Consider the following 22,375-nt stretch of genomic DNA (forward strand, 5'->3'; position numbering starts at 1 on the left):
ACGCGGCCAGGGGCAGGCCGCAGCGGGCCGCGCCGGTTGCGCTTAGACGCCCTGTTTCAGGCTCGCGCTGATGAACGGATCGAGATCGCCGTCGAGCACGCTCTTCGTGTTGCTGATTTCGACGTTGGTGCGCAGATCCTTGATGCGGCTGTTGTCGAGCACGTACGAGCGGATCTGGTGACCCCAGCCCACATCGGTCTTGCCCGCTTCGAGCTTGTCCTGCTCGGCCTGACGCTTGCGGATTTCCGCTTCGTACAGGCGCGACTTCAGCATTGCCATCGCTTCGGCGCGGTTGCGGTGCTGCGAGCGGTCGTTCTGGCACTGCACGACGATGCCCGACGGCATATGCGTAATACGCACCGCCGAGTCGGTCTTGTTGATGTGCTGACCGCCCGCGCCGGACGCGCGGTAGGTGTCGATGCGCAGATCGGCCGGATTGATGTCGACTTCGATCGAGTCGTCGATTTCCGGATACACGAACACCGACGAGAACGACGTATGGCGGCCGCCCGACGAGTCGAACGGCGACTTGCGCACGAGCCGGTGCACGCCGGTTTCGGTGCGCAGGAAGCCGTACGCGTATTCGCCTTCGATCTTGATCGTCGCGTTCTTGATGCCAGCGACGTCGCCTTCGGTCTGTTCGAGCACTTCGGTCTTGAAGCCCTTGCGTTCGCAGTAGCGCAGATACTGGCGCAGCAGCATCGACGCCCAGTCGCACGCCTCGGTGCCGCCGGCGCCGGCCTGGATGTCCAGAAACGCGTTGTTCGGGTCGGCCGGGTTCGCGAACATGCGGCGAAATTCCATGTCGGCGACGCGCGCCTCGATGCCCTGCGCATCGGCTTCGCACGCGAGCAGCGTGTCGTCGTCGGCTTCTTCGCGCGCCATCTCGAACAGGTCCTGGGCGTCGCGCACGTCGTTGCTGAGCGACGTGAGCTTGCCGACCGTGTCGTCGAGCAGTTTCTTTTCCTTGCCCAGTGCCTGGGCGTGTTTAGCGTCGTTCCAGACGTTCGGGTCTTCGAGTTCCCGGTTGACTTCGATTAGACGCAGTGCTTTGTCGTCGTAGTCAAAGATACCCCCGTAGGTCGTCCGCGCGCTTGCGCAGGTCGGCCAGAGAGGCTTCGATCGCGTTGAGACGTTCCGCTTCCATGTCGATCTTCTATTCTGCGTAAAAGGCAGAAATTATAGCCGATCGGCGCGCCGCGCCGGAGCCTTACGGGCGATCCGGCGTGGGTTTGCGGTTGATTTTGCGGAGATTTTCGAGGCTTTGGCCGGGCTGGCATTCCGCACGGGAAGCACAATGCCGCAGCCCGGCGCGGCCGGCGTTGCCCACAGGCTTCAGCTCAGCGCGTGCTCGACGATCAGCTGCACGCGCGACACGCCGTTCCACGTATCGCTCGCTAGCCGGTACGCGAGCGTGGTGCGCGCGGGCAGCGTGTCGGTATGGTTGAACCAGATCGCGTTGAAACGCTGGCGGCCGCGCAGCAGTTGCAGTTTCAGATGCTTGTCCTTGACGAGCGCCTGCGAGGCGATCTCGAACTCGCCGGAAAAGAGCGGCGCGGGAAAGCCCTGACCCCACACGGCCGCATCGAGCATCTCGACGAATTGCGGCGTGAAGTACGCATCTTCGAGCTCGCCGTCGGTTTCGACCGTGCGCGCGAGCGCTTCGGGAGACAGCCATTCGCGGCCGACCGCCTCGAACGCGGCGGTGAAGCGCGGCACGTCGGCGGCGGCGATCGACAGACCCGCGGCCATCGCGTGGCCGCCGAACTTGACGATCAGGTCCGGTTCGCGCTTCGAGATCAGATCGAGCGCGTCGCGCAGATGGAAGCCCGCGATCGAGCGGCCCGAGCCCTTGACCATCACGCCGCTGTCGTCGGCCGGCGCAAAGGTGAACGACGGCCGGTGGAATTTTTCTTTCAGCCGCCCGGCGACGATGCCGATCACCCCCTGATGCCAACTCGGGTTGAACAGCGTGATCGTGGTCGAGCCCGCGGGATCGACCGTGGCCAGATCGTCGAGCGCCTGCTGCTGCATGCCCGCCTCGATCTCGCGGCGCTCGCGGTTCATCGTGTCGAGCTGCTGCGCGAGTTCCCATGCGCGGCCGACATCGTCTGTGGTCAGGCATTCGATTCCGAGCGACATGTCCGACAGCCGGCCCGCCGCGTTCAGACGCGGGCCGAGCGCGAAGCCGAGGTCGAAGCCGGACGCGCTGCGCGCATCGCGCGCGGCGGCGCGAAAGAGCGCCGCGATGCCGAGCTGCATGCGGCCCTTGCGGATCCGCTGCAATCCTTGCGCGACCAGCACGCGGTTGTTGCCGTCGAGCTTGACCACGTCGGCGACGGTGCCGAGCGCGACCAGGTCGAGCAGGCCGTCCAGACGCGGCTCGGCCAGCGCGTCGCCGAACGCGCCGCGGCGGCGCAGTTCCGCGCGCAACGCGAGCAGCACGTAGAACATCACGCCGACGCCGGCGATGCATTTGCTCGGGAACGTGCAGCCCGGCTGGTTCGGATTGACGATCGCGCGCGCGGCGGGCAGCTCGTCGCCGGGCAGGTGGTGGTCGGTGACCAGCACGTCGATACCGAACGCGTTGGCCGCCTCGACGCCGTCGACGCTGGCAATGCCGTTATCGACGGTGATCAGCAGATCGGGCTTGCCGGCTGGCGCGCTCGCCGCCAGCGCGACGATGTCCGGCGTGAGGCCGTAGCCGTGCTCCATCCGGTTCGGCACCAGATAGTCGATCCGGCCGCCGAACATGCGCAGCCCGCGCACCGCGACCGCGCAGGCGGTCGCGCCGTCGCAGTCGTAGTCGGCCACCACCAGCATCCGGCGTTTGTGCTGGATCGCGTCGGCGAGCAGCGCGGCGGCGTCGTCGCAGCCTTTCAGGGCAGCCGGCGGCACCAGCCGCGCGAGGCCGGTTTCGATGTCCTCGGGCAGGCACACGCCGCGCGACGCATAGAGGCGCGCGAGCACCGGGTGCAGGCCGTGGCGGGTCAGCACTTCGGCGTCGACCGGGGAGCAGGGGCGTGTAACGATTTGGGTCATGCGGAAAGGCCGTCAATCAGTCGATCGGCAAAGCGATCGGTCATTCGATGAACAGCGAGGCCAGCACGCGCCGTCGCCAGAATTTGCGCAGATCGCCGCGCGTGATGTTGAGCGTGACCGAGCCGGTGTCGCCGCACAGCGTCAGACCGAGTTCGGCCAGTTCGCCGGCTTGCAGCGCGGCGAGCGCGGGTTCGAACCAGTCGATTTGCAGCGCGGCGAACGCGTCGTTCCAGCGCGCCCAGTCCTGCTCGATGTACGGCGCGGAGAACGGGTCGAGTTCGACGAGGGTGCCGGCGGCGCCGTTGGTGGCGTCACGCCGCACCGCCGCCAGGCCGCCGAACGATGCCGGCGGCGCGCCGATGGGCACGCCCGCGCTGAGCGCGAGTCCGCGGGTCGCGGCGGCATCGGAGAGCACCGTCCCGAACGGACTGCGCACCGGCCGCGCGACGCCCTGCGCATGAAACCAGATCGAGTTCACGGCCGGCAGCCCGCGCGCCTCGCGCGCTTCGTTGACCGGATGCTCGAACCACGCCATCTGCACTTCGTTCTGCAGCTTCATCCACGCGCGCGAACGCTCGCCGGAATGCGCTTCGTGCGGCAGCCAGATCTCGATATTGCGGCCGCTCGCGCGCAGCGGCGATGCGCCGGCGAGCGTGCCGAAGTTCTCGCTCGACAGATACCAGCGGGCCGGCCGCGGCGCCTCGATACGCACGCCCAGTTCCTCGATCAGCGGCCGCGCGACCGCCAGCAGCGCGCTGGCATCGGCGTCGGACAGCTCCAGTGATGCAGGGTCGATCAGCACCAGATGGTCATGCGCGATGCGCACGTGCACCGGCTGCACGCAGGCCCACGTCGCGTCGCCGGGCTCGCCGCCGTCGGCGCGCAGCATGTAGGGCGCGAGCGGCGCTTCGTCGGCGGCGGCGGACGCGCCGTCGGCCAGCGCGCCGAATTGCCGGGCGACCCAGCGTTCGTGCGGCAGCGTGCGCTGAAAATCCTCGCCGGCCACCCGTTCGACCAGGGTGGCGCGCGCGATCAGTTTGTCGAGCGCGGGACTATGGATGTCGTGCAGGGCGGTGGAGGCATCGGCCGCGGCGGGCAGCGCGAACGGCAGCAGAAGATGGAGGCGGTCGGCAGGCATGATGCTGCGCATTGTAGGGCAAACGGGGCGGTTGATTCGAGCCGGCGCGTGGGCGGGCGCCGCGGTATCGACGGCGGCTTCGCCGCGCATGCGCGTTACGCGAGGCGGCGGCATTGTATGGCAAACTTCGCGCTTGATCGCGGCAGGCGGCGAGCGCCGCGGACCGATCGGACCCGCGGTCGGTCCCGCGCTCGGACCCGGAACGATCGGCCGCGCCGCAGGCCCAACGATCACGACGTCAGGCGCCCAGGCAGACGCTTTGCGTTTGCCGCGCAGCACGGCACACCGCCGCAGAAACGCACAAAGGATTCGCTTGAAATTTCCCTACGAATGGCAGATTGGCTGGCGCTACACCCGCGCCGGCAAACGCACGACCGGTAACGGCTTCATCTCGTTCATCGCGCTGGTGTCGATGTCGGGCATCGCGCTCGGCGTCGCCGCGCTGATCGTCGTGCTGTCGGTGATGAACGGCTTCCAGAAGGAGGTGCGCGACCGCATGCTGTCGGTGCTCGCGCACGTCGAAATTTTCTCGCCGACCGGCTCGATGCCCGATTGGCAGCTGACCGCGCAGGAAGCGCGGCAGAACAAGTCGGTGATCGGCGCCGCGCCCTATATCGACGCGCAGGCGCTGCTCACGCGCCAGAACGCGGTCAGCGGCGTCGCGCTGCGCGGCGTGGAGCCGTCGCTGGAGCCGCAGGTGTCCGACATCGGCAAGGAAATGAAAGGCGGCAAGCTGACCGACCTGACGCCGGGCGACTTCGGCATCGTGCTCGGCGCGGACCTCGCCGCCAGTCTCGGCGTGCAGCTGAACGACAAGATCACGCTGGTCGCGCCCGAAGGCACGATCACGCCGGCCGGCATGCTGCCGCGCCTGAAGCAGTTCACGGTGGTCGGCATCTTCGAGTCGGGCCATTACGAATACGACAGCACGCTCGCGCTGATCAACATCAAGGACGCGCAGGCGCTGTTCCGGCTGCCGGCGCCGAGCGGCGTGCGGCTGCGTCTGCAGGACATGCAGCGCGCGCCGGAAGTCGCGCATCAGCTCGCGCGCAGCCTGTCGGGCGACCTTTACATCCGCGACTGGACCCAGCAGAACAAGACCTGGTTCTCCGCGGTGCAGATCGAAAAACGCATGATGTTCATCATCCTCACGCTGATCATCGCGGTGGCGGCGTTCAATCTGGTTTCGTCGCTGGTGATGACGGTGACCAACAAGCAGGCCGATATCGCGATCCTGCGCACGCTCGGCGCGCAGCCCGGCTCGATCATGAAGATTTTCGTCGTGCAGGGTGTGACGATCGGCTTTATCGGCACCGCGCTCGGCGTCGCGCTCGGCTGTCTGATCGCGTGGAGCATTCCGTGGCTCGTGCCGATGATCGAACATCTGCTCGGCGTGCAGTTTCTGCCGCCGTCGGTGTATTTCATCAGCGAACTGCCGTCCGAACTGGTGCCGGCCGACGTCGCGCGCATCGGCATCATCGCGTTCGTGCTGTCGGCGCTGGCGACGCTTTATCCGAGCTGGCGCGCCGCGAAGGTCCGTCCGGCGGAGGCGCTGCGTTATGAATGACCGCCTCGCTCACTCTTCCAACGATTCATCCATGACCGCTCAGGACCCCGCAGTGCAGCCCGCCTCGCATCCGTACGTGCTCGAAGCCACCGGCATTTCCAAATCGTTCGTGCAGGGCGGGCTGAACGTGCAGGTGCTCGATAACGCGCAACTGTCGGTGCGGCGCGGCGAGAAGCTGGCGATCGTCGGCGCGTCGGGCTCCGGCAAGAGCACGCTGCTGCACGTGCTCGGCGGTCTCGACGATCCGAGCGCGGGCGAGGTGTCGGTGCTCGGCAAGCCGTTCACGAAGCTGTCCGAGCGCGAGCGCAACGACCTGCGCAATCGCGCGCTCGGCTTCGTCTATCAATTCCACCATCTGCTGCCGGAGTTTTCCGCGCTCGATAACGTCGCGATGCCGCTGCGAATTCGCCGCGAGACGCCCGAAGTCGCGCGCCGCGAGGCGCTCGCGGTGCTGGAGCGGGTCGGCATGGGGCATCGCGCGAAGCATCGGCCGGGCGAACTGTCGGGCGGCGAGCGGCAGCGCGTTGCGATTGCCCGCGCGCTGGTCACCAAGCCCGCGTGCGTGCTCGCCGACGAGCCGACCGGCAACCTCGACGGCGGCACCGCCGACACCGTCTTCAACCTGATGCTCGAACTGTCGCGCACGCTCGAAACCAGCTTCGTGATCGTCACGCACGATCAGGAACTGGCCGGCCGCTGCGACCGCATCATGCGGCTGCGCGACGGCGTGCTGCATGAGGAGCCGCCGGTGCCGGTGTGACGGCGGCAGGCGGAGCGGCATAAAGCGCGACGTAAAGGCCACGTAAAGCGCGGCATGATCGTTGCGCGCTGACCCGCACTTGCGGGCGCCGCCGGCGCGAGCCGGGCGGCGCCTGTTCCATTGCTAGCGAGACAGCCCATGTGGATCGACACCCACTGTCATCTGGACGCCTCGGAGTTCGACCCCGACCGTGACGCGGTCGCCGCGGCGGCGCGCCGCGCCGGCGTGTCGCGCATCGTGATTCCGGCGATCGGGCGACAGAACTTCGCGGCGGTGCGCGAGCTCGCGCACCGCGTCGACGGCGGCGCGTACGCGCTCGGCATTCATCCGCTGTTCACCCCGAACGCCGCCGACGGCGACCTCGACCTGCTGCGCATGGAAATCGAGGCGAGTCTGGACGATCCGCGCTTCGTCGGTATCGGCGAGATCGGACTGGACTTTTTCGTCGAGGGACTCGATGAAGCGCGTCAGCAGTTTTTCTACAACGGCCAGTTGCAGCTCGCGCGCGAATTCGATCTGCCGGTGATCTGCCACGTGCGCAAATCGCAGGATCAGGTAATCGCGGGGCTGCGCCGCCATCAGATTCATCGCGGAATCGCGCACGCGTTCAACGGCAGCTTCCAGCAGGCGCAGGCTTATCTCGATCAGGGCATGCATCTGGGCTTCGGCGGCAATCTGACCTTCGAGCGCGCGCGCCAGATTCGCCGGCTCGCGGAGCAACTGCCGCTCGACGCGCTGGTGGTCGAGACCGACGCGCCCGACATCGCACCGTCGTGGATCTACAAGCAGCGCAACTCGCCCGAGCAGATTCCCGCGATCGGCGCGGGCCTCGCGCAACTGCGCGGCCTCACTGCCGACGCAACGGCCCTAGGCACAACGGCTAACGCGCTCGCCGCGCTGCCGCGACTCGCACTTTCGTCTGCATAATCGACTGGTTGGTCGAACGAATTACGCGCCGCGCAATTGCACGCCCGGCGGGCTCGCTGCTGCCTGTTTGCGGTGCGCGGTCCGGCGTGTGACGAAGCCGGCGCCGGTGGCGCGGAGGGCGAATGCGGGCGGTATGGAGCGGGTTTGCGCTGGGGGTGTTCTGGCTGCAGCAGCAGGCGGTGTTGCCTGAGGCGGGCGACTGGTGGGTGTTGGTGCTGACGGGCGGCGCGGGGGCCGGTGTTGCGGTGTGGGGCTTGCGCGGGTGGTCAGCCAGTGGCTCCGCGCCCGCGCGCCGCCACCGGCTGACCGCCCGCGCGCGGCGCGGCGCCGGCTGGCTGGCGCTCTGCTGCGCGGCAGCTTGCATCGGCTTCGGCTATGCGGCACTGCGTGCGCAGGCGCGGCTCGCGGTGAACCTGCCGCCCGGGTGGGAAGGGCGCGACATCGAGGTCACCGGCAGCATCAAGGGCTTGCCCTCGCGCGACGCGAACGGCGCGCGCTTTCTGTTCGCGGTCGACTCGAACGACGCGCGGCTCGCCGCATTTCCGCCGGTGATCCGGTTGTCGTGGATCGCCGGCGATGCGCCGCCGCCAGCGCTCGAACCTGGCGAGCGCTGGCGGCTGCCGGTGCGGCTCAAGCGCCCGCACGGCAACGCGAACTTCGGCGTGCGCGATGCCGAAGCGAGTCTGCTCGCGCGCAACGTACGGGCGACGGGCTATGTGAGCGCGCCGCAGCGCGCGAGGCGGCTCGCCGGCCGCGAGCAGGGCGTTGCGGTGCTGATCGACCGCTGGCGTGCCGCGTTGCGCGCGCGGATCGACAGCGTGCTCGCCGATGCGCCGCAGCGCGGCATTGTCATTGCGTTGGCGATCGGTGCGCAGGACGACATCAGCGATGCCGACTGGCAGCTGCTGCGCGCCACCGGCACCAGTCATCTGGTGGCGATCTCGGGGCTGCATATCGGTATCGTCGCGGGACTGACCGGGTGGCTTGCCGCCGCGCTGTGGCGACGCTCGGGCTGGCTCGGCCGCAACTGGCCGCTGCGGTTGCCGGCGCAACTCGTCGGCGTGACGGCCGGCGCGCTGTTCGCGGTGCTGCACGCGGCGCTCGCCGGCTTCAATGTACCGGCGCAGCGCGCGCTGTGGATGGCGATGCTTGCCGCGCTGGCGTTCGTCGGCGGGCGGCAGCTCGCGCGCTCGACCGTGTTCGCGTGGGCGCTCGGCCTCGTGCTGCTGGTCGATCCGTGGGCGGTCGTGTCGGCCGGATTCTGGCTGTCGTTCTGCGCGGTCGGTGCGATTCTGTACGCGCTGTCGGGGCGGCCGCGCATGGCCGTGACGGAGCAGGCCGAGGCGGCTTCCGATCAGCCGCGGCGCGAGCGGGACGACGACCGGCAGCGGCAGGGCGGTCGGCGCGGCGAGCAGCACAAGGCGGCGCCGCCGCGTTGCCTGGCGCTGCGCGGCGCAGCGCTTCGGCATCTGCGCACGCTGTGCGAACGGCTGCGCAGCGCCGCGTACGTGCAGTTCGCGGTGACCATCGCGCTCGCGCCGCTGACCGTTTACTGGTTCTCGCAGATTCCGCTCGTCGGGCCGCTCGCGAACGCGTTCGCGATTCCTTGGGTGAGCGTGCTGGTCACGCCCGCCGTGCTTCTGGGTGTCGCGCTGCCCGCGCCACTCGACGGCTTTACATGGCACGCCGCGCACGCACTTCTCGAGTGGCTGATGGCGGGCTTGCAGCTGCTGACGGGGCCGCGCTGGGCCGTCTGGTGGCTACCGCAACCGTCCGCGTGGGCGCTCGCGGCGGCGGCGCTCGGCGTGCTCTGGTGTCTCGCGCCGCGCGGCTGGCCGCTGCGCTGGGCCGCGCCGCTGACGTGGCTGCCGCTGCTGCTTCCCGGGGCGGACGGCGCGCCGGCTGTGCCGTCCGGCGGGTTTCGCGTGACCGCGCTCGACGTCGGCCAGGGCACCGCAGTACTGGTGCAGACCGCCCATCACGCGTTGCTGTTCGACGCCGGGCCAGGTCCCGAATCGAGCCACGCGGGCGAACGGGTGGTCGTGCCGTTCCTGCGCGCGCATGGGGTGACGACGCTCGATACGCTGATCGTCAGTCACTCCGATTCCGATCACTCGGGCGGCGTGCCGGCGGTATTCGACGCGATCGACGTGCGGCAGATGGTGGCCGCGCTCGCGGTAGATCATCCGCTGTGGTCGGTCGCCCGACAGCACGGCGCGCAGACCGCGCCGTGCGCGGCCGGGCAGCGCTGGCAGTGGGATGGGGTCGAATTCGCGATGCTGTGGCCGGACCCGGGGCCGCTGTCCGGCAAGCCGAACGAGCATTGCTGCGTGCTCAGCGTGCGCACGTCGGCGGCCGCCGCGAGTGGCCCGCCAACGCCCCAATCACTGAAGCCGCCGCGGCCCGGCAACGAGCCGGCGCGCTTCGCCGCGCTGCTGAGCGCCGACCTCGAAGCGTCCGCCGAACGGGTGCTGCTCGCACGCGATCCCGCCGCATTGCGCGCGCAACTGCTGATCGTGCCGCATCATGGCAGCCGGACCTCGTCGACCGAACCGTTCCTCGACTCTATCGATCCGTCCATCGCGGTATTTCAGGTAGGCTTCGGAAATCGCTTTCATCACCCGCATGCGGGCGTCTATGCGCGTTACGTCGCGCGCGGCATCGAGCTGGCGCGCAGCGATCAGCACGGCGCGGTGCGGGTCGACGTGGACCCGCGCGGCGAGGGGCCGGCATTGACGCTCGAGCGCTATCGCGAGACGCAGCGGCGCTATTGGATGGACCGCTGAGCGCGGAGTGGACGGAAGCACGCATGGCGGGGAACCGCGCAAACAAACGCCGGCGCGCGGGCGGCGGTCCCGGCACAGCGAACCCGCGCGGTGCGGACCCTGCGCTGCGGACCGCCACGCGCGGAAAAGCACGAAGAAAACACAACGAGAACACCACGGAGATAGCCGCAGTTGAAAAACATCATCCATTTCTCGCATGCGAACGGCTTTCCGGCCTCGACTTACCGGACCATCTTCGCCGAGCTCTCCGACGACTACGAGCTGCGTTCGATCGAGCGCATCGGCCACGACCCGCGCTTTCCGGTCACCCAGGACTGGCCGCATCTGGTCGAACAACTGCTCGACGACATCGCCCGCACGTACGAGCAGCCGGTGTGGCTGGTCGGCCATTCGCTCGGCGGCTATCTGTCAATGATGGCGGCGCTGAAAAAGCCGCAGTGGGTGAGGGGCGTGGTGATGCTCGACTCGCCGGTGATCGCCGGCTGGCGCAGCAGCATGCTGCGGGTCTCGCAATGGACCGGGCTCGACGAGCGACTCTCGCCGGCCGCCGCGACGCGCAACCGCCGCACCCACTGGACGAGCCGCGACGAAGCGTGGCGTCATTTCCACTCGAAGCCCGCGTTCGCGCGCTGGGACGAACGGATGCTGTCCGACTACATCGACTTCGGTATTCCGCAAAGCTCGCCCGACGGCAGCCGCGCGCTCGCGTTCGACCGCCGCACCGAATACCAGATCTACCGGACGCTGCCGCATACGCTCGGCGCGCGGCTCGCGCGCGGCGCGCCGGTGCCGGTCGGTTTCATCGCCGGCACGCGCTCGAAGGAAATCCGTCAGGCCGGACTCGACGCGACTCGCCGCGCTACCGGCGGCCACATCGAGTGGATCGAGGGCAGCCACCTGTATCCGATGGAAAAGCCGCTCGAAACCGCGCGCGCGGTGCAACGGATGTTGCGCGAACTGGAGCGGGGCGCCTGACGGCGCGGCGCGGCTCGCCGCGCTGCTTATCGCTATTTCGATTCGCTATTTCGACTCGCGACGGCCGATGCCGCGCGAGGTGGATCGACGCGTGCGGGTCGGTCGTTTTTTGCTGGGTCGGGCCCTTGCTTTACGGTATAATCCGTTTTTCCCGCGAGCATCCAGCGATGACCAAATATGTTTTCGTCACCGGCGGCGTAGTATCTTCCCTCGGCAAGGGTATTGCCGCCGCTTCCCTCGCCGCGATCCTCGAATCGCGCGGTCTTAAAGTCACCCTCCTCAAGCTCGATCCGTACATCAACGTCGACCCCGGCACGATGAGCCCGTTCCAACACGGCGAAGTGTTCGTGACGGAAGACGGAGCGGAAACCGACCTCGACCTCGGCCACTATGAGCGCTTCATCAGCACGAAGATGCGCAAGGCCAACAACTTCACCACGGGCCAGATTTACGAATCGGTGATCCGCAAGGAACGCCGCGGCGATTATCTCGGCAAGACGGTGCAGGTGATCCCGCACATCACGAACGAAATCCAGGCATTCGTCGAACGGGGCGCGGCTTCCGCGACCTGCGGCGAGCCGGATGTCGCGATCGTCGAAGTGGGCGGCACGGTCGGCGACATCGAATCGCTGCCGTTCCTCGAGGCCGCGCGTCAGATGAGCCTGCGCCTGGGCCGCAACAGCGCGTGCTTCGTGCACCTGACGCTGGTGCCCTGGGTCGCCACGGCCGGCGAGCTGAAGACCAAGCCGACCCAGCACAGCGTGCAGAAGCTGCGCGAAATCGGTATTTCGCCGCACGTGCTGCTGTGCCGTGCCGATCGCCGCATTCCGGACGACGAGCGCGCGAAGATCTCGCTGTTCTCGAACGTGCCCGAAGACGCGGTCATTTCGGTGTGGGACGCGGACAGCATCTACAAGATTCCGCAGATGCTGCACGACCAGGGTCTTGACGCGATCATCTGCGATGAGCTGAAGCTCACGCCGAAGCCCGCCGATCTGTCGATGTGGTCCGACCTCGTCGAAAAGCTGCAGAACCCGAAGAACGAAGTGACGATCGGCATGGTCGGCAAGTATGTCGATCTGACCGAGTCGTACAAGTCGCTGATCGAAGCGCTGCGCCATGCGTCGATGCATACGTCGACGCGCGTGAACATCGAGTACATCGACTCCGAAGAGATCGAAACGCAAGGCGTCGAAAGCCTTCGTCATCTCGACGCGGTGCTGGTGCCGGGCGGCTTCGGCCGGCGCGGTACCGAAGGCAAGATCGCGGCGATCCGCTATGCGCGTGAAGCGAAGGTGCCATACCTCGGCATCTGTCTCGGCATGCAGCTCGCGGTGATCGAATTCGCGCGCGACGTGGTCGGCCTGAAGGACGCGAACAGCACCGAGTTCGATCAGGACACGAAGAACCGCGTGGTCGCGCTGATCACCGAGTGGTACGACCGCGAAGGCCGCGTCGAGAAGCGCACCGAAGAGTCGGACCTGGGCGGCACGATGCGCCTCGGCTCGCAGCGCTGCCCGATCAAGCCGGGCACGCTCGCCGAAGAGATTTACGGCAAGGACGTGAACGAGCGCCATCGTCACCGTTATGAAGTCAATAACCGTTTCGTGCCCCAGCTCGAAGGCGGCGGCCTCATCATTAGCGCCCGTACCCCGAGCGAGGATCTGCCGGAAATGATGGAATTGCCGCGCAGCATGCATCCGTGGTTCGTCGGCGTGCAGTTCCACCCGGAATTCACGTCGACTCCGCGTGACGGTCACCCGCTGTTCAAGTCGTTCGTCGAAGCGGCGCTTGCGCATCAGCAGTCGCGCGCAGTCAATGAGGTCCAGGAGAAAGCATGAAACTGGGCGATTTCGAAATCGGGCTCGACAAGCCGTTTTTCCTGATCGCCGGTACCTGTGTCGTCGAATCCGAACAGATGACGATCGACACGGCCGGCCGCCTGAAGGAAATCTGCGCGAAGCTGAACATTCCGTTCATCTACAAATCGTCGTACGACAAGGCCAACCGCAGCAGCGGCAAGTCGTTCCGCGGTCTGGGTATGGACGAAGGCCTGCGTATCCTGTCGGAAGTGAAGCGCCAGCTCGGCTTGCCGGTGCTGACCGACGTGCATGCCGAGCACGAGATCGAGCAGGTCGCGTCGGTGGTCGACGTGCTGCAAACGCCCGCGTTCCTGTGCCGTCAGACCGACTTCATTCACGCGTGTGCGCGTTCGGGCAAGCCGGTCAATATCAAGAAAGGCCAGTTTCTCGCGCCGCACGACATGAAGAATGTGATCGACAAGGCGCGCGACGCCGCGCGTGAAGCGGGTCTGTCGGAAGACCGCTTCATGGCGTGCGAGCGCGGTGTGTCGTTCGGCTATAACAACCTCGTGTCGGACATGCGCTCGCTCGCGATCATGCGCGAAACCAATGCGCCGGTCGTGTTCGACGCGACGCACTCGGTGCAGCTGCCGGGCGGCCAGGGCACGAGCTCGGGCGGCCAGCGCGAATTCGTCCCGGTGCTCGCGCGCGCCGCGGTTGCGGTCGGGGTGGCGGGTCTGTTCATGGAAACCCATCCGGATCCGTCGCAGGCAAAGTCGGACGGCCCCAACGCGGTGCCGCTCAATCGCATGGCCGAGCTGCTCGAAACGCTGGTCACGCTCGACCAGGCCGTCAAGCGCGGCCCGTTCCTCGAGAGCAACTTCAACTGATTCAGGCGAGCGCCGCGTGTCACGATTTCCTTCGATAATCGGCTCGCGGCGTTTTCGCATAATGGTCGTCGAACGTATCGGCGCGCGGGTTGTCTGTCGGGGAGACCGGCAAGTGCGCGATACCGTGTCACAGTAAAGAATTCAACGTCATTTCCTTGAGGAAACCATGAGTGCTATCGTAGACATCATCGGTCGAGAGATTCTCGATTCGCGAGGCAACCCCACCGTCGAATGCGACGTGCTGCTGGAGTCGGGCACGATGGGCCGCGCCGCGGTACCGTCGGGCGCATCGACCGGTTCGCGCGAAGCGATCGAACTGCGCGACGGCGAAGCCGGCCGTTACGGCGGCAAGGGCGTGCTGAAGGCCGTCGAGCATATCAACACGGAAATCTCCGAAGCGATCATGGGTCTCGACGCTTCCGAACAGGCCTTCCTCGACAAGACCCTGCTCGAGCTCGACGGCACCGACAACAAGTCGCGTCTCGGCGCGAACGCGATGCTCGCCGTGTCGATGGCCGTCGCGAAGGCCGCTGCTGAAGAAGCCGGCCTGCCGCTGTATCGCTACTTCGGCGGTTCAGGCGCAATGCAACTGCCGGTGCCGATGATGAACATCGTCAACGGCGGCGCGCACGCGAACAACAGCCTGGACATCCAGGAATTCATGATCGTTCCGGTCAGCCAGCCGACCTTCCGCGAAGCGCTGCGCTGCGGCGCCGAAGTGTTCCATGCGCTGAAGAAGATTCTGTCGGATCGCGGCATGAGCACCGCGGTGGGCGACGAAGGCGGCTTCGCGCCGAACTTCGGCAGCAACGAAGAGTGTCTGTCCACTATCCTGCAAGCTATCGAAAAAGCAGGCTACCGCGCCGGTGAAGACGTGCTGCTCGCGCTCGACTGCGCGGCCAGCGAGTTCTACCACGACGGCAAGTACCAGCTCGCGGGCGAAGGCCTGCAACTGTCGTCGACGGAATTCGCGGACTACCTTGCGAACCTCGCCGACAAGTTCCCGATCGTGTCGATCGAAGACGGCATGCACGAAGGCGACTGGGAAGGCTGGAAGGTCCTGACCGACAAGCTCGGCAAGAAGGTTCAGCTGGTCGGCGACGACCTGTTCGTGACCAACACGCGCATCCTGAAGGAAGGCATCGAGAAGGGCATCGCGAACTCGATCCTGATCAAGATCAACCAGATCGGCACGCTGACGGAAACCTTCGCGGCGATCGAAATGGCCAAGCGCGCCGGCTACACGGCGGTGATTTCGCACCGCTCGGGCGAAACCGAAGACTCCACCATTGCGGACATCGCGGTTGGCCTGAACGCCGGTCAGATCAAGACCGGTTCGCTGTCGCGTTCGGACCGCATCTCGAAGTACAACCAGCTGCTGCGCATCGAAGAAGATCTCGGCGATATCGCCAGCTATCCGGGCAAGTCGGCGTTCTACAATCTGCGCTAAGTTCTCAGCCAGTTTGTTCACGCGATTCGATGAGCCGGTTTTCCTTCGTTTCTGATTGACCTCGCCGCCCTGCGTATAGCGCAGGGCGGCGCGTATTTATTGTGCTTACTTCATGCGGCTTGTCACTGCTGTACTGATTGTTCTGCTGGCGCTGATCCAGTACCCGCTCTGGTGGGGGCACGGCGGCTGGCTGCGCGTGCATGAGTTGCAGCAGCAGCTCGCGCAGCAAATGCAGAAGAACGCCGACTCGAAGCTGCGCAACGAGCGCATTCAGGGCGAAGTGCAGGATTTGCAGAACGGCACGGCCGCGGTCGAAGAGCGGGCGCGCTACGAAATGGGCATGGTCAAAGACGGCGAAGTGTTCGTGCAGTTCGTGTCGCCGAATCAGCCGTTGCCGGTGCCGAGTGGTCCGTCGGCGAATACGTCGACGCGTGGCGAGATGTCGGCTGCGCCGCTGCACGTGGTGCCCAATCCGGAGTCGCGCGCGAAACCGGATCGCCGGCATGGCGGCAAGGCGGCGGCGAAGGATAAAAAGCCGGCGCACTGATGTGAAGGCGGCTCACTGTGTCGCCGGGCCTGGTCTGGTGCTGGCAGAAGACATAAAAAAAAAGCGCGGTTCATTTGAGCCGCGCTTTTTCTTTTGGGGCAGAGCCGGCGAGGCGCTTGTCACTGCCCGCGGCGGTGTCACCATTCCCGTTCACCAACCCCAGTATGGCCCGAAGCCGACGCCAATACCGGTCCCCCAGCCGCGTCCCCAGCCACCGGTCGAGAAACCGCCCGTGAACGTAATGGGCGGCGGCGCCGAGTACTGCCGCGACCAGGCGCGCGCGGCGGCGTCCGCGGCCATCGTCTGATCCTGCTCGAACAGCACCTGACGGTCGATCGCCTCATAGCGCGCGCGATCTTCTGGGAAGAGCGGCTGGCCGTGGCTGACCGCCTCCGCCTGATCGGGCGGCAAACGGCTCAGGATCGGCGACGGACCCGGTGGATCGATCGTACAGCCGGTCATCAGTGCGGTGCCCCCCGCGACGAGGGCCAGCACCGCGAGCGAGCGCAGCGGGCGCAGCGACGAAAGAGAGTGCTTCATGGTCGAATCTCCATCGGTTCGATGCCTGAGATTACCTGAGCGGCGTCTGGGACACCCGTATCGGGTGCATCGTTGATGATTTTACGCAAGGAGCGGTGAGCATCGTGTGGAGACAACGCCGATGAAAATCCCCAAAAGCATCGCCGAAAAGCACCCCCAAAAGCACCGCGCCGCCCGAGCCATAACAAGGCAACGGGCGGCGCGGTGAGGATAATCGTCAGCAAGCGCGGGTCAGTGGGCGGTGGTGAAGCCGCTCCCGGCGACCGTGAGCAAGATCAAGCGCATCAATGCCGCTGCTCGGCCGCCGGCGTGACACCCTGCGACAGCCCGTCGGCGACGAAAAGCTGCGCGACATCGACCGGGTCGAACTCGTAGCGCTGGTTGCAGAACTCGCAATGAATCTCGACGTGGCCGCGCTCCTCGATCACGCTATCCACTTCTTCGCGGCCGAGCATCTTCAGCATCGCGCCGACCTTCTCGCGCGAGCACGTGCATTCGAAGCGCGCGCCGACCGGCTCGAAATGCTGGACGTTCTCCTGCCAGAACAGCCGCCGGAACACCGTCTCGGGTTCTTCCTTCAGCAACTCGTCTTCGGACAGCGTGCCGCCGAGCGTGCACACGCGCTCCCAGGTGTCGGCGTCGAGTTCGCCCGGATGCGGGACGATGCCGCCGTCGCCGGGCAGCTTCTGCAGCAGCATGCCGACCGCGCGCTCGGTGTTCGCCGCGAGCCACATGCGCGTGTCGAGCTGCTCGGAGTGATGCATGTAGTGCTCGAGGACCTCGCCGATCGACTGCAGCGGACCATTGACGCCCGCGAGCGGCACGATGCTCTGGTACGGCTGCTGACCGGGTTGCTTGTCGGTCGGGTCGAGCGTGATCACGCAGCGGCCGTGACCGCTCGCGTTCAACAGATCGACGAACGGCGTAGCGTCGCCGATCAGATGGCTGCCTTCGGCCGACAGCTTGGCGGTCGCGCGCATCGTCAGGTTCGAGCTGCACTGCACGACCAGCATCTTGACCGGGCCGTCGCCGAAAATCTGCATGACGAGCGTGCCGTCGAACTTCAGGTTCGCCGACAGCAGCGCGCACGCGGCCATCATTTCGCCCAGAATCGTCCGCACCGGCGCCGGATAATCGCGGCGCGTCAGCACCTCCTGCCACGTATTGCGCAGGGAAACGATCTCGCCGCGCACCGGCGCCGCGCTGAACATGAATTTTTGCAACTGGTCGTTCACAACTTTTCCTCGGTGGAATGACGCGGCCGATGCCGCGTCGTGGCGCGCCTCGTGCGCCGGCCGTCTAGCCGATGCGTACGAGCTGCGCCTTGAAGTACTCACGGCGCTCGGCATAGCTTGCCGCGCCGCGCTGCATGTTGGCGATATCCGCTTCCGTCAGTTCGCGCACTGCCTTCGCGGGCGCGCCCAGAATCAGCGTATTGTCGGGAAACACCTTGCCCTCGGTGACGACGGCGCCCGCTCCGACCAGACAGTTGCGGCCGATCACCGCGCCATTCAAGACCACCGCCTGAATGCCGATCAGCGAGCCTTCCTTGATCGTGCAGCCGTGCAGCATCACCTGATGGCCGATCGTCACGTTTGCCTCGACCGTCAACGGGAAGCCCGGGTCGGTGTGCAGCACTGCGCTTTCCTGCACGTTGCTGCCGGCGCCGATCGTGATCGGCTCGTTGTCGCCGCGCAGCGTCGCGCCGAACCACACGCTGGCGTTTTCCTCAAGCGTCACGTTGCCGATGATGTTCGCCGAATCCGCGACGAACACGCTTTCATGGATGATCGGGGCGGCTTCGCCCAGCTTGTAAATCGTCACAATGTCTCCTGTTGGTCGGTCGCCGCACGCGTGACGCGGCGGCTTGCGCCGGCACGCGAGGGTGGATCGGGTGTTACCGTCCTGCCAATCGACCGGCACGCTGGTGGGCACGCCGGTCAGTCGAATCGGGTATTGTAAACGGTTGTGCGCGCGAGCCGCTCGCCGTGGTCGGGCAGCGGGCGTGCGGTGGCTCGACGGTGGCTAAAGGTGCTTAGGCAAGTGTTCGGGGCGCTGGCGCGATTCCGTCCCGCCGAGCTCGCCGCCCGTTCCGGCCGTCGCACTCAGCCTCACAACGTTTCCCGTGGCGTTTGACGCGCGCTCGCTTCATCTTCCGTTGCCTGTCCCCGTTTCCTTGCAGATCCGCTCTTCATGACATCCGTCGCTTCGCCCGTTTGCTCCGCTTACTCCGCATCGACTCGCGCGCAAGCGCCGTACTGCGCGCGTAGCGCCGCGCTCGCCGCGTTGTGCGAGCGCGATCCGGCCACCAAGGCGGCGGCGACCCGCGACCTCCACGCGGCGGTGCTCGACGGCCGCGCGCTCTGTCACGCAGATATCGAACTCGCCGAACCGGCCGGTCTGCCCGGTCGTCCCAGCCGGCCCGAGCTGGTCGAGCCACGCCAGCTCGGCCGCCGCAGCATGCAGTCGCCGCAAGGCCGCACGGTGCTGCTGCACGCGCTCGCGCATATCGAGTTCAACGCGATCAACCTCGCGCTCGACGCGGTCTGGCGCTTCGCCACCATGCCGCCGACGTTCTACACCGACTGGCTCAAGGTCGCCGCCGAGGAGGCCTACCATTACTCGCTGCTCGCCGCGCGGCTCGCCGAATACGGCCACGCGTACGGCGACTTCCCGGCGCACGGCGGGCTGTGGGACATGTGCGAGCGCACCCGCGGCGACGTGCTCGCGCGCATGGCGTTGGTGCCGCGCACGCTCGAAGCGCGCGGCCTCGACGCGTCCCCGCCGATTCGCGCGCGTTTGCAGCAGGCGGGGGACCACGCGTCGGCGGCGATTCTCGACGTGATCCTGCGCGATGAAATCGGCCACGTGCTGATCGGCAATCGCTGGTTTCGTCATCTGTGCGACGGCAGCGGTCTCGATCCGCATCGAACCTATCTGCGTCTCGCCGAGCAGTACCACGCGCCGAAATTGCGCGGCCCGTTCAATTTCGAAGCGCGCCGCGACGCCGGTTTCGACGAGACCGAACTCGCCGCGCTGGCGAGCCTTGACGCCGGGGCCGACACGCGCCAAGACCCGCAGTAAGTCCGCAGCGAATCCGCATCGACCCGCAAGGATCTCCAGAGACCCGTAGCTGGCGCCCGACGAACCCGGCCGCGGCATACCACAGCCAGCGCCGCGAGTTCCGCGGGCGAGCGCCGATCGAGCCGCGCCTCGATAAACCGTTACCACTTCCGGCACGGCTATCCCTATAATCGAACGACCATTCTTTTTCGTGGGTGCGCCGTACATGAATATTTCCCGCTCTGAGTTCGTTGCCGCGCGCGGCGTCCGTTTGCATGTGCGACGGTGGGGCCGTCCCGACGCGCCGATGCTGTTCATGCTGCACGGCTGGATGGATGTCGGGGCGTCGTTCCAGTTCGTCGTCGATGCGCTCGCCGGCGACTGGCAGGTGATCGCGCCCGACATGCGCGGTTTCGGCCTGTCGGACTGGCCGGTCGCCGAACGTGGCGGCGGCAGCTACTGGATCCAGGACTATCTCGCCGACCTCGACGCGCTGCTAGACCACTATGCGCCGGACGGCGCGGTGAACCTCGTCGGTCACAGCATGGGGGCGAACGTCGTGTGCGTGTATGCGGGCGTGCGCCCGCAGCGGGTGCGCCGCGTGGTCGATCTGGAGGGCTTCGGGCTCGCGCCATCGCATCCGGCGCAAGCGCCCAAACGTCTGCTCAACTGGCTCGACGAGTTGCGCGATCCGCCGCAGCTGAAGCGCTATGAATCGCTCGACGCGGTTGCCGCGCGGCTGATCAAGACCAATCCGCGGCTCGATCCGCGGCGCGCGCAATTTCTAGCGCAACACTGGTCGAAGCCGGACGGGCACGGCCAGTACATGCTGCTGGCCGATCCGGCGCACAAGGTGCGCGGCCCGACGCTGTACCGCGTCGATGAAGTGATGGCGGTGTGGCGCAAGGTCAGCGCGAAGGTGCTGCACGTCGAGGCGGCCGGATCGCCGACGCTCGCGCAGATCGCCGGCGAAATCCCGCTCGACGAATTCAAGGCGCGTTTCCAGGCGTTTCCCGATTGGCACGAAAAGATCATCGATGAAGCCGGCCACATGGTGCATCACGACCAGCCGGAGCAGATTGCGGCCCTGATCGAAGGCTTTTGCGCGTAACGGCAATGGTCCACGCGGCGCTGAATCGCCGCTGCCTCACCGCTGAATCGGCCAGGCATCCGCCCTCCAGCGGTCCTGAACTCGCGCGACGCCAGCGGCCGGCCCCCCGTCTCGCGATACCCCTGCGGTCCCTTACTGCGTTGCAGTAAAATGGCCGCAGAACCTTTTCAGGACCACGATGAACGCCGATCTTCACTGTCATTCCACCGTTTCCGACGGCCAGTTCGCGCCGGCCGACGTCGCGCGCCGCGCGCATGCGAACGGCGTGACGCTCTGGGCGCTCACCGATCACGATGAAGTGGGCGGCCAGCTCGAGGCCCGTACCACCGCCGAGGCGCTCGGCATGCGCTATCTGAGCGGCGTCGAGATTTCGGTCACGTGGGCGGCGCGCACCGTGCATATCGTCGGACTCGGCATCGATCCGACCAGCCAGATCCTGATCGACGGTCTCGCCCGCACCCGCGACGGCCGCGCCGCGCGCGCCGAGGCAATCGGCGAGCAACTGGCCACGCTCGGTATTCCCGATGCGTACGAAGGCGCGCTGAAATACGTGTCGAATCCCGACATGATGTCGCGCACGCACTTCGCGCGCTTCATGGTCGATCACGGCCACTGCGCGACGACCCAGGAAGTGTTCGACCGCTATCTTGGCGACGGCAAGCCGGCCTGTATCGCGCACCGCTGGTCCAAACTCGCCGACGCACTCGGCTGGATCAAGGCGGCGGGCGGCGTCGCGATCGTCGCGCATCCGGGCCGCTACGCGTATTCGCAGCTCGAATTCGACGCGTTCTTCGGCGAGTTCATCGACCTCGGCGGCAAAGCGATCGAGGTCGTCACCGGCAGTCATACGCCCGACCAATACCGTGAATATGCGGACGTCGCGCGCCGCTACGGCTTCGAGGCGTCGCGCGGCTCCGACTTTCACGCACCCGGCGAAGGCCGCATCGAACTCGGCGCGTTGCCGCCGCTGCCGGCCGATCTCAAGCCCGTCTGGGAACGCTGGCTGTGACGCCGGGTCGTGCCGTATCGGCACGTCACACGCGCGGGCCGGCCGGCTGCAGCGCGCACTATGCCCACCCTACGCCGTAGTCCATCCGCCGCCGCGCTTGCGTCGTCATCGTGAGTCTCCATGTCCCAATACTTCCGGCTTCATCCCGACAATCCGCAGCCGCGCCTCGTCAAGCAGGCGGTGCAGATCATCAACGAGGGCGGCGTCGTCGCATTGCCGACCGACTCCACCTACGCGCTTGCGTGCCATCTCGACGACAAGGACGCGGTCGAGCGTCTGCGGCGCATTCGCGGGCTCGACGAAAAGCAGTTGCTGTCGCTGCTGGTGCGCGATCTGTCGGAGCTGGCGAATTTTGCGATGGTGGACAACCGCCAGTACCGGCTGCTTAAATCGGTGACGCCGGGGCCGTACGTGTTCGTCCTGCAGGCGACCAAGGAAGTGCCGCGGCGCGTGTCGCATCCGTCGCGCAAGACGATCGGTCTGCGCGTGCCCGATCACGCGATCACGCTCGCGATTCTCGAGGAACTCGGCCAGCCGCTGCTCGGCACCACGCTGATCATGCCGGGCGAAACCGAAGCGCTGAACGACCCCGAGGAAATCCGCGCGCGACTCGAAAAGCAGCTGGATCTGGTGATCGACGGCGGTGCGTGCGTGTGCGAGCCGTCCACCGTGATCGACCTGACCGGCGCCGAGCCGGTGCTGGTGCGAGCAGGGCGCGGCCCGCTCGCGCCGTTCGGTCTTGCCGAAGCGGCCTGAGCGGCTCGAACA

General features: G+C 66.8%; 19 protein-coding genes. 13 read left to right on the forward strand and 6 right to left on the reverse strand.

Features of this window, described 5'->3' with window-relative positions; all coding sequences use genetic code 11:
- Positions 1–42: 42 nt before the first annotated feature.
- The 3 genes from prfB to LJ656_RS17500 all read right to left on the reverse strand — a co-directional run bounded on the left by prfB (position 43) and on the right by LJ656_RS17500 (position 4,192).
- A protein-coding gene (prfB, locus tag LJ656_RS17490; protein ID WP_230510644.1) for a peptide chain release factor 2 occupies positions 43–1,147 on the reverse strand; the annotation gives its coding sequence in 2 pieces (ribosomal slippage) (positions 43–1,065 and positions 1,067–1,147; 1,104 coding nt in all).
- A gap of 188 nt (positions 1,148–1,335) precedes the next feature.
- Positions 1,336–3,042 carry a single-stranded-DNA-specific exonuclease RecJ gene (gene recJ, locus LJ656_RS17495; protein WP_230510645.1) on the reverse strand — a complete coding sequence of 569 codons (1,707 nt, stop codon included), beginning with the start codon at positions 3,040–3,042 and terminating at the stop codon, positions 1,336–1,338.
- Between the two features lie 40 nt (positions 3,043–3,082).
- On the reverse strand, positions 3,083–4,192 hold the full coding sequence (locus LJ656_RS17500) for a regulator (RefSeq protein WP_230510646.1): 1,110 nt from the start codon (positions 4,190–4,192) through the stop codon (positions 3,083–3,085).
- A gap of 301 nt (positions 4,193–4,493) precedes the next feature.
- On the opposite strand from LJ656_RS17500, the gene LJ656_RS17505 reads away from it, so the two are divergent.
- From LJ656_RS17505 to ftsB, 9 genes are all read left to right on the forward strand, one after another.
- Positions 4,494–5,747: a lipoprotein-releasing ABC transporter permease subunit gene (locus LJ656_RS17505; protein ID WP_230510647.1), complete on the forward strand. Its 1,254-nt coding sequence runs from the start codon at positions 4,494–4,496 to the stop codon at positions 5,745–5,747.
- A 31-nt stretch (positions 5,748–5,778) separates the two neighbouring features.
- Positions 5,779–6,507, forward strand: a complete 729-nt coding sequence (gene lolD, locus LJ656_RS17510) for a lipoprotein-releasing ABC transporter ATP-binding protein LolD (protein WP_230510648.1) — start codon at positions 5,779–5,781, stop codon at positions 6,505–6,507.
- A gap of 138 nt (positions 6,508–6,645) precedes the next feature.
- Positions 6,646–7,434: a TatD family hydrolase gene (locus LJ656_RS17515; RefSeq protein ID WP_230510649.1), complete on the forward strand. Its 789-nt coding sequence runs from the start codon at positions 6,646–6,648 to the stop codon at positions 7,432–7,434.
- 122 nt (positions 7,435–7,556) lie between these two features.
- A complete protein-coding gene (locus LJ656_RS17520) occupies positions 7,557–10,220 on the forward strand; it encodes a ComEC/Rec2 family competence protein (protein ID WP_230510650.1) in 2,664 nt (887 codons plus the stop codon).
- A 171-nt stretch (positions 10,221–10,391) separates the two neighbouring features.
- On the forward strand, positions 10,392–11,195 hold the full coding sequence (locus tag LJ656_RS17525) for an alpha/beta fold hydrolase (protein WP_230510651.1): 804 nt from the start codon (positions 10,392–10,394) through the stop codon (positions 11,193–11,195).
- 167 nt (positions 11,196–11,362) lie between these two features.
- Positions 11,363–13,036: a CTP synthase gene (pyrG, locus tag LJ656_RS17530; protein WP_230510652.1), complete on the forward strand. Its 1,674-nt coding sequence runs from the start codon at positions 11,363–11,365 to the stop codon at positions 13,034–13,036.
- Positions 13,033–13,887, forward strand: a complete 855-nt coding sequence (gene kdsA / locus LJ656_RS17535) for a 3-deoxy-8-phosphooctulonate synthase (protein ID WP_230510653.1) — start codon at positions 13,033–13,035, stop codon at positions 13,885–13,887. Before pyrG ends, kdsA begins: the two co-directional genes overlap by 4 nt.
- Before the next feature lie 166 nt (positions 13,888–14,053).
- The gene (eno, locus tag LJ656_RS17540; protein WP_075301327.1) at positions 14,054–15,337 is read left to right on the forward strand and encodes a phosphopyruvate hydratase; all 1,284 of its coding nucleotides are present in this window, start codon (positions 14,054–14,056) and stop codon (positions 15,335–15,337) included.
- 112 nt (positions 15,338–15,449) lie between these two features.
- Positions 15,450–15,884, forward strand: coding sequence for a cell division protein FtsB (ftsB, locus tag LJ656_RS17545; protein ID WP_230510654.1), 435 nt, complete (start codon positions 15,450–15,452; stop codon positions 15,882–15,884).
- 150 nt (positions 15,885–16,034) lie between these two features.
- On the opposite strand, the gene LJ656_RS17550 is transcribed toward ftsB, so the two are convergent.
- The 3 genes from LJ656_RS17550 to LJ656_RS17560 form a co-directional block, all read right to left on the reverse strand.
- Positions 16,035–16,424 carry a hypothetical protein gene (locus tag LJ656_RS17550; RefSeq protein WP_230510655.1) on the reverse strand — a complete coding sequence of 130 codons (390 nt, stop codon included), beginning with the start codon at positions 16,422–16,424 and terminating at the stop codon, positions 16,035–16,037.
- Between the two features lie 284 nt (positions 16,425–16,708).
- On the reverse strand, positions 16,709–17,659 hold the full coding sequence (hslO, locus tag LJ656_RS17555; protein ID WP_230510656.1) for an Hsp33 family molecular chaperone HslO: 951 nt from the start codon (positions 17,657–17,659) through the stop codon (positions 16,709–16,711).
- A gap of 64 nt (positions 17,660–17,723) precedes the next feature.
- Positions 17,724–18,248: a gamma carbonic anhydrase family protein gene (locus tag LJ656_RS17560; protein ID WP_230510657.1), complete on the reverse strand. Its 525-nt coding sequence runs from the start codon at positions 18,246–18,248 to the stop codon at positions 17,724–17,726.
- A gap of 369 nt (positions 18,249–18,617) precedes the next feature.
- On the opposite strand from LJ656_RS17560, the gene LJ656_RS17565 reads away from it, so the two are divergent.
- From LJ656_RS17565 to LJ656_RS17580, 4 genes are all read left to right on the forward strand, one after another.
- Positions 18,618–19,508 (forward strand): ferritin-like domain-containing protein, encoded by an 891-nt coding sequence (locus LJ656_RS17565; protein WP_230510658.1) that lies wholly within the window; start codon positions 18,618–18,620, stop codon positions 19,506–19,508.
- Positions 19,509–19,713: 205 nt separating this feature from the next.
- A complete protein-coding gene (locus LJ656_RS17570) occupies positions 19,714–20,598 on the forward strand; it encodes an alpha/beta fold hydrolase (RefSeq protein WP_230510659.1) in 885 nt (294 codons plus the stop codon).
- A 178-nt stretch (positions 20,599–20,776) separates the two neighbouring features.
- The gene (locus tag LJ656_RS17575) at positions 20,777–21,607 is read left to right on the forward strand and encodes a 3',5'-nucleoside bisphosphate phosphatase (protein WP_230510660.1); all 831 of its coding nucleotides are present in this window, start codon (positions 20,777–20,779) and stop codon (positions 21,605–21,607) included.
- A gap of 120 nt (positions 21,608–21,727) precedes the next feature.
- Positions 21,728–22,363, forward strand: a complete 636-nt coding sequence (locus LJ656_RS17580; RefSeq protein ID WP_230510661.1) for an L-threonylcarbamoyladenylate synthase — start codon at positions 21,728–21,730, stop codon at positions 22,361–22,363.
- The last annotated feature ends 12 nt before the right edge of the window (positions 22,364–22,375 follow it).

The sequence above is a fragment of the Paraburkholderia sejongensis genome, from assembly GCF_020880815.1.
In the GTDB taxonomy this organism is placed as follows: Bacteria; Pseudomonadota; Gammaproteobacteria; order Burkholderiales; family Burkholderiaceae; genus Paraburkholderia; species Paraburkholderia sejongensis.

Coding starts and splice junctions, on each gene's coding strand:
- LJ656_RS17575 (WP_230510660.1), top strand. CDS start 20,777: ATGAACGCCGATCTTCACTGTCATTCCACCGTTTCCGACGGCCAGTTC.
- LJ656_RS17580 (WP_230510661.1), top strand. CDS start 21,728: ATGTCCCAATACTTCCGGCTTCATCCCGACAATCCGCAGCCGCGCCTC.
- LJ656_RS17500 (WP_230510646.1), bottom strand. CDS start 4,192: ATGCGCAGCATCATGCCTGCCGACCGCCTCCATCTTCTGCTGCCGTTC.
- ftsB (WP_230510654.1), top strand. CDS start 15,450: ATGCGGCTTGTCACTGCTGTACTGATTGTTCTGCTGGCGCTGATCCAG.
- LJ656_RS17515 (WP_230510649.1), top strand. CDS start 6,646: ATGTGGATCGACACCCACTGTCATCTGGACGCCTCGGAGTTCGACCCC.
- LJ656_RS17565 (WP_230510658.1), top strand. CDS start 18,618: ATGACATCCGTCGCTTCGCCCGTTTGCTCCGCTTACTCCGCATCGACT.
- LJ656_RS17570 (WP_230510659.1), top strand. CDS start 19,714: ATGAATATTTCCCGCTCTGAGTTCGTTGCCGCGCGCGGCGTCCGTTTG.
- pyrG (WP_230510652.1), top strand. CDS start 11,363: ATGACCAAATATGTTTTCGTCACCGGCGGCGTAGTATCTTCCCTCGGC.
- lolD (WP_230510648.1), top strand. CDS start 5,779: ATGACCGCTCAGGACCCCGCAGTGCAGCCCGCCTCGCATCCGTACGTG.
- kdsA (WP_230510653.1), top strand. CDS start 13,033: ATGAAACTGGGCGATTTCGAAATCGGGCTCGACAAGCCGTTTTTCCTG.
- recJ (WP_230510645.1), bottom strand. CDS start 3,042: ATGACCCAAATCGTTACACGCCCCTGCTCCCCGGTCGACGCCGAAGTG.
- eno (WP_075301327.1), top strand. CDS start 14,054: ATGAGTGCTATCGTAGACATCATCGGTCGAGAGATTCTCGATTCGCGA.
- LJ656_RS17550 (WP_230510655.1), bottom strand. CDS start 16,424: ATGAAGCACTCTCTTTCGTCGCTGCGCCCGCTGCGCTCGCTCGCGGTG.
- LJ656_RS17520 (WP_230510650.1), top strand. CDS start 7,557: ATGCGGGCGGTATGGAGCGGGTTTGCGCTGGGGGTGTTCTGGCTGCAG.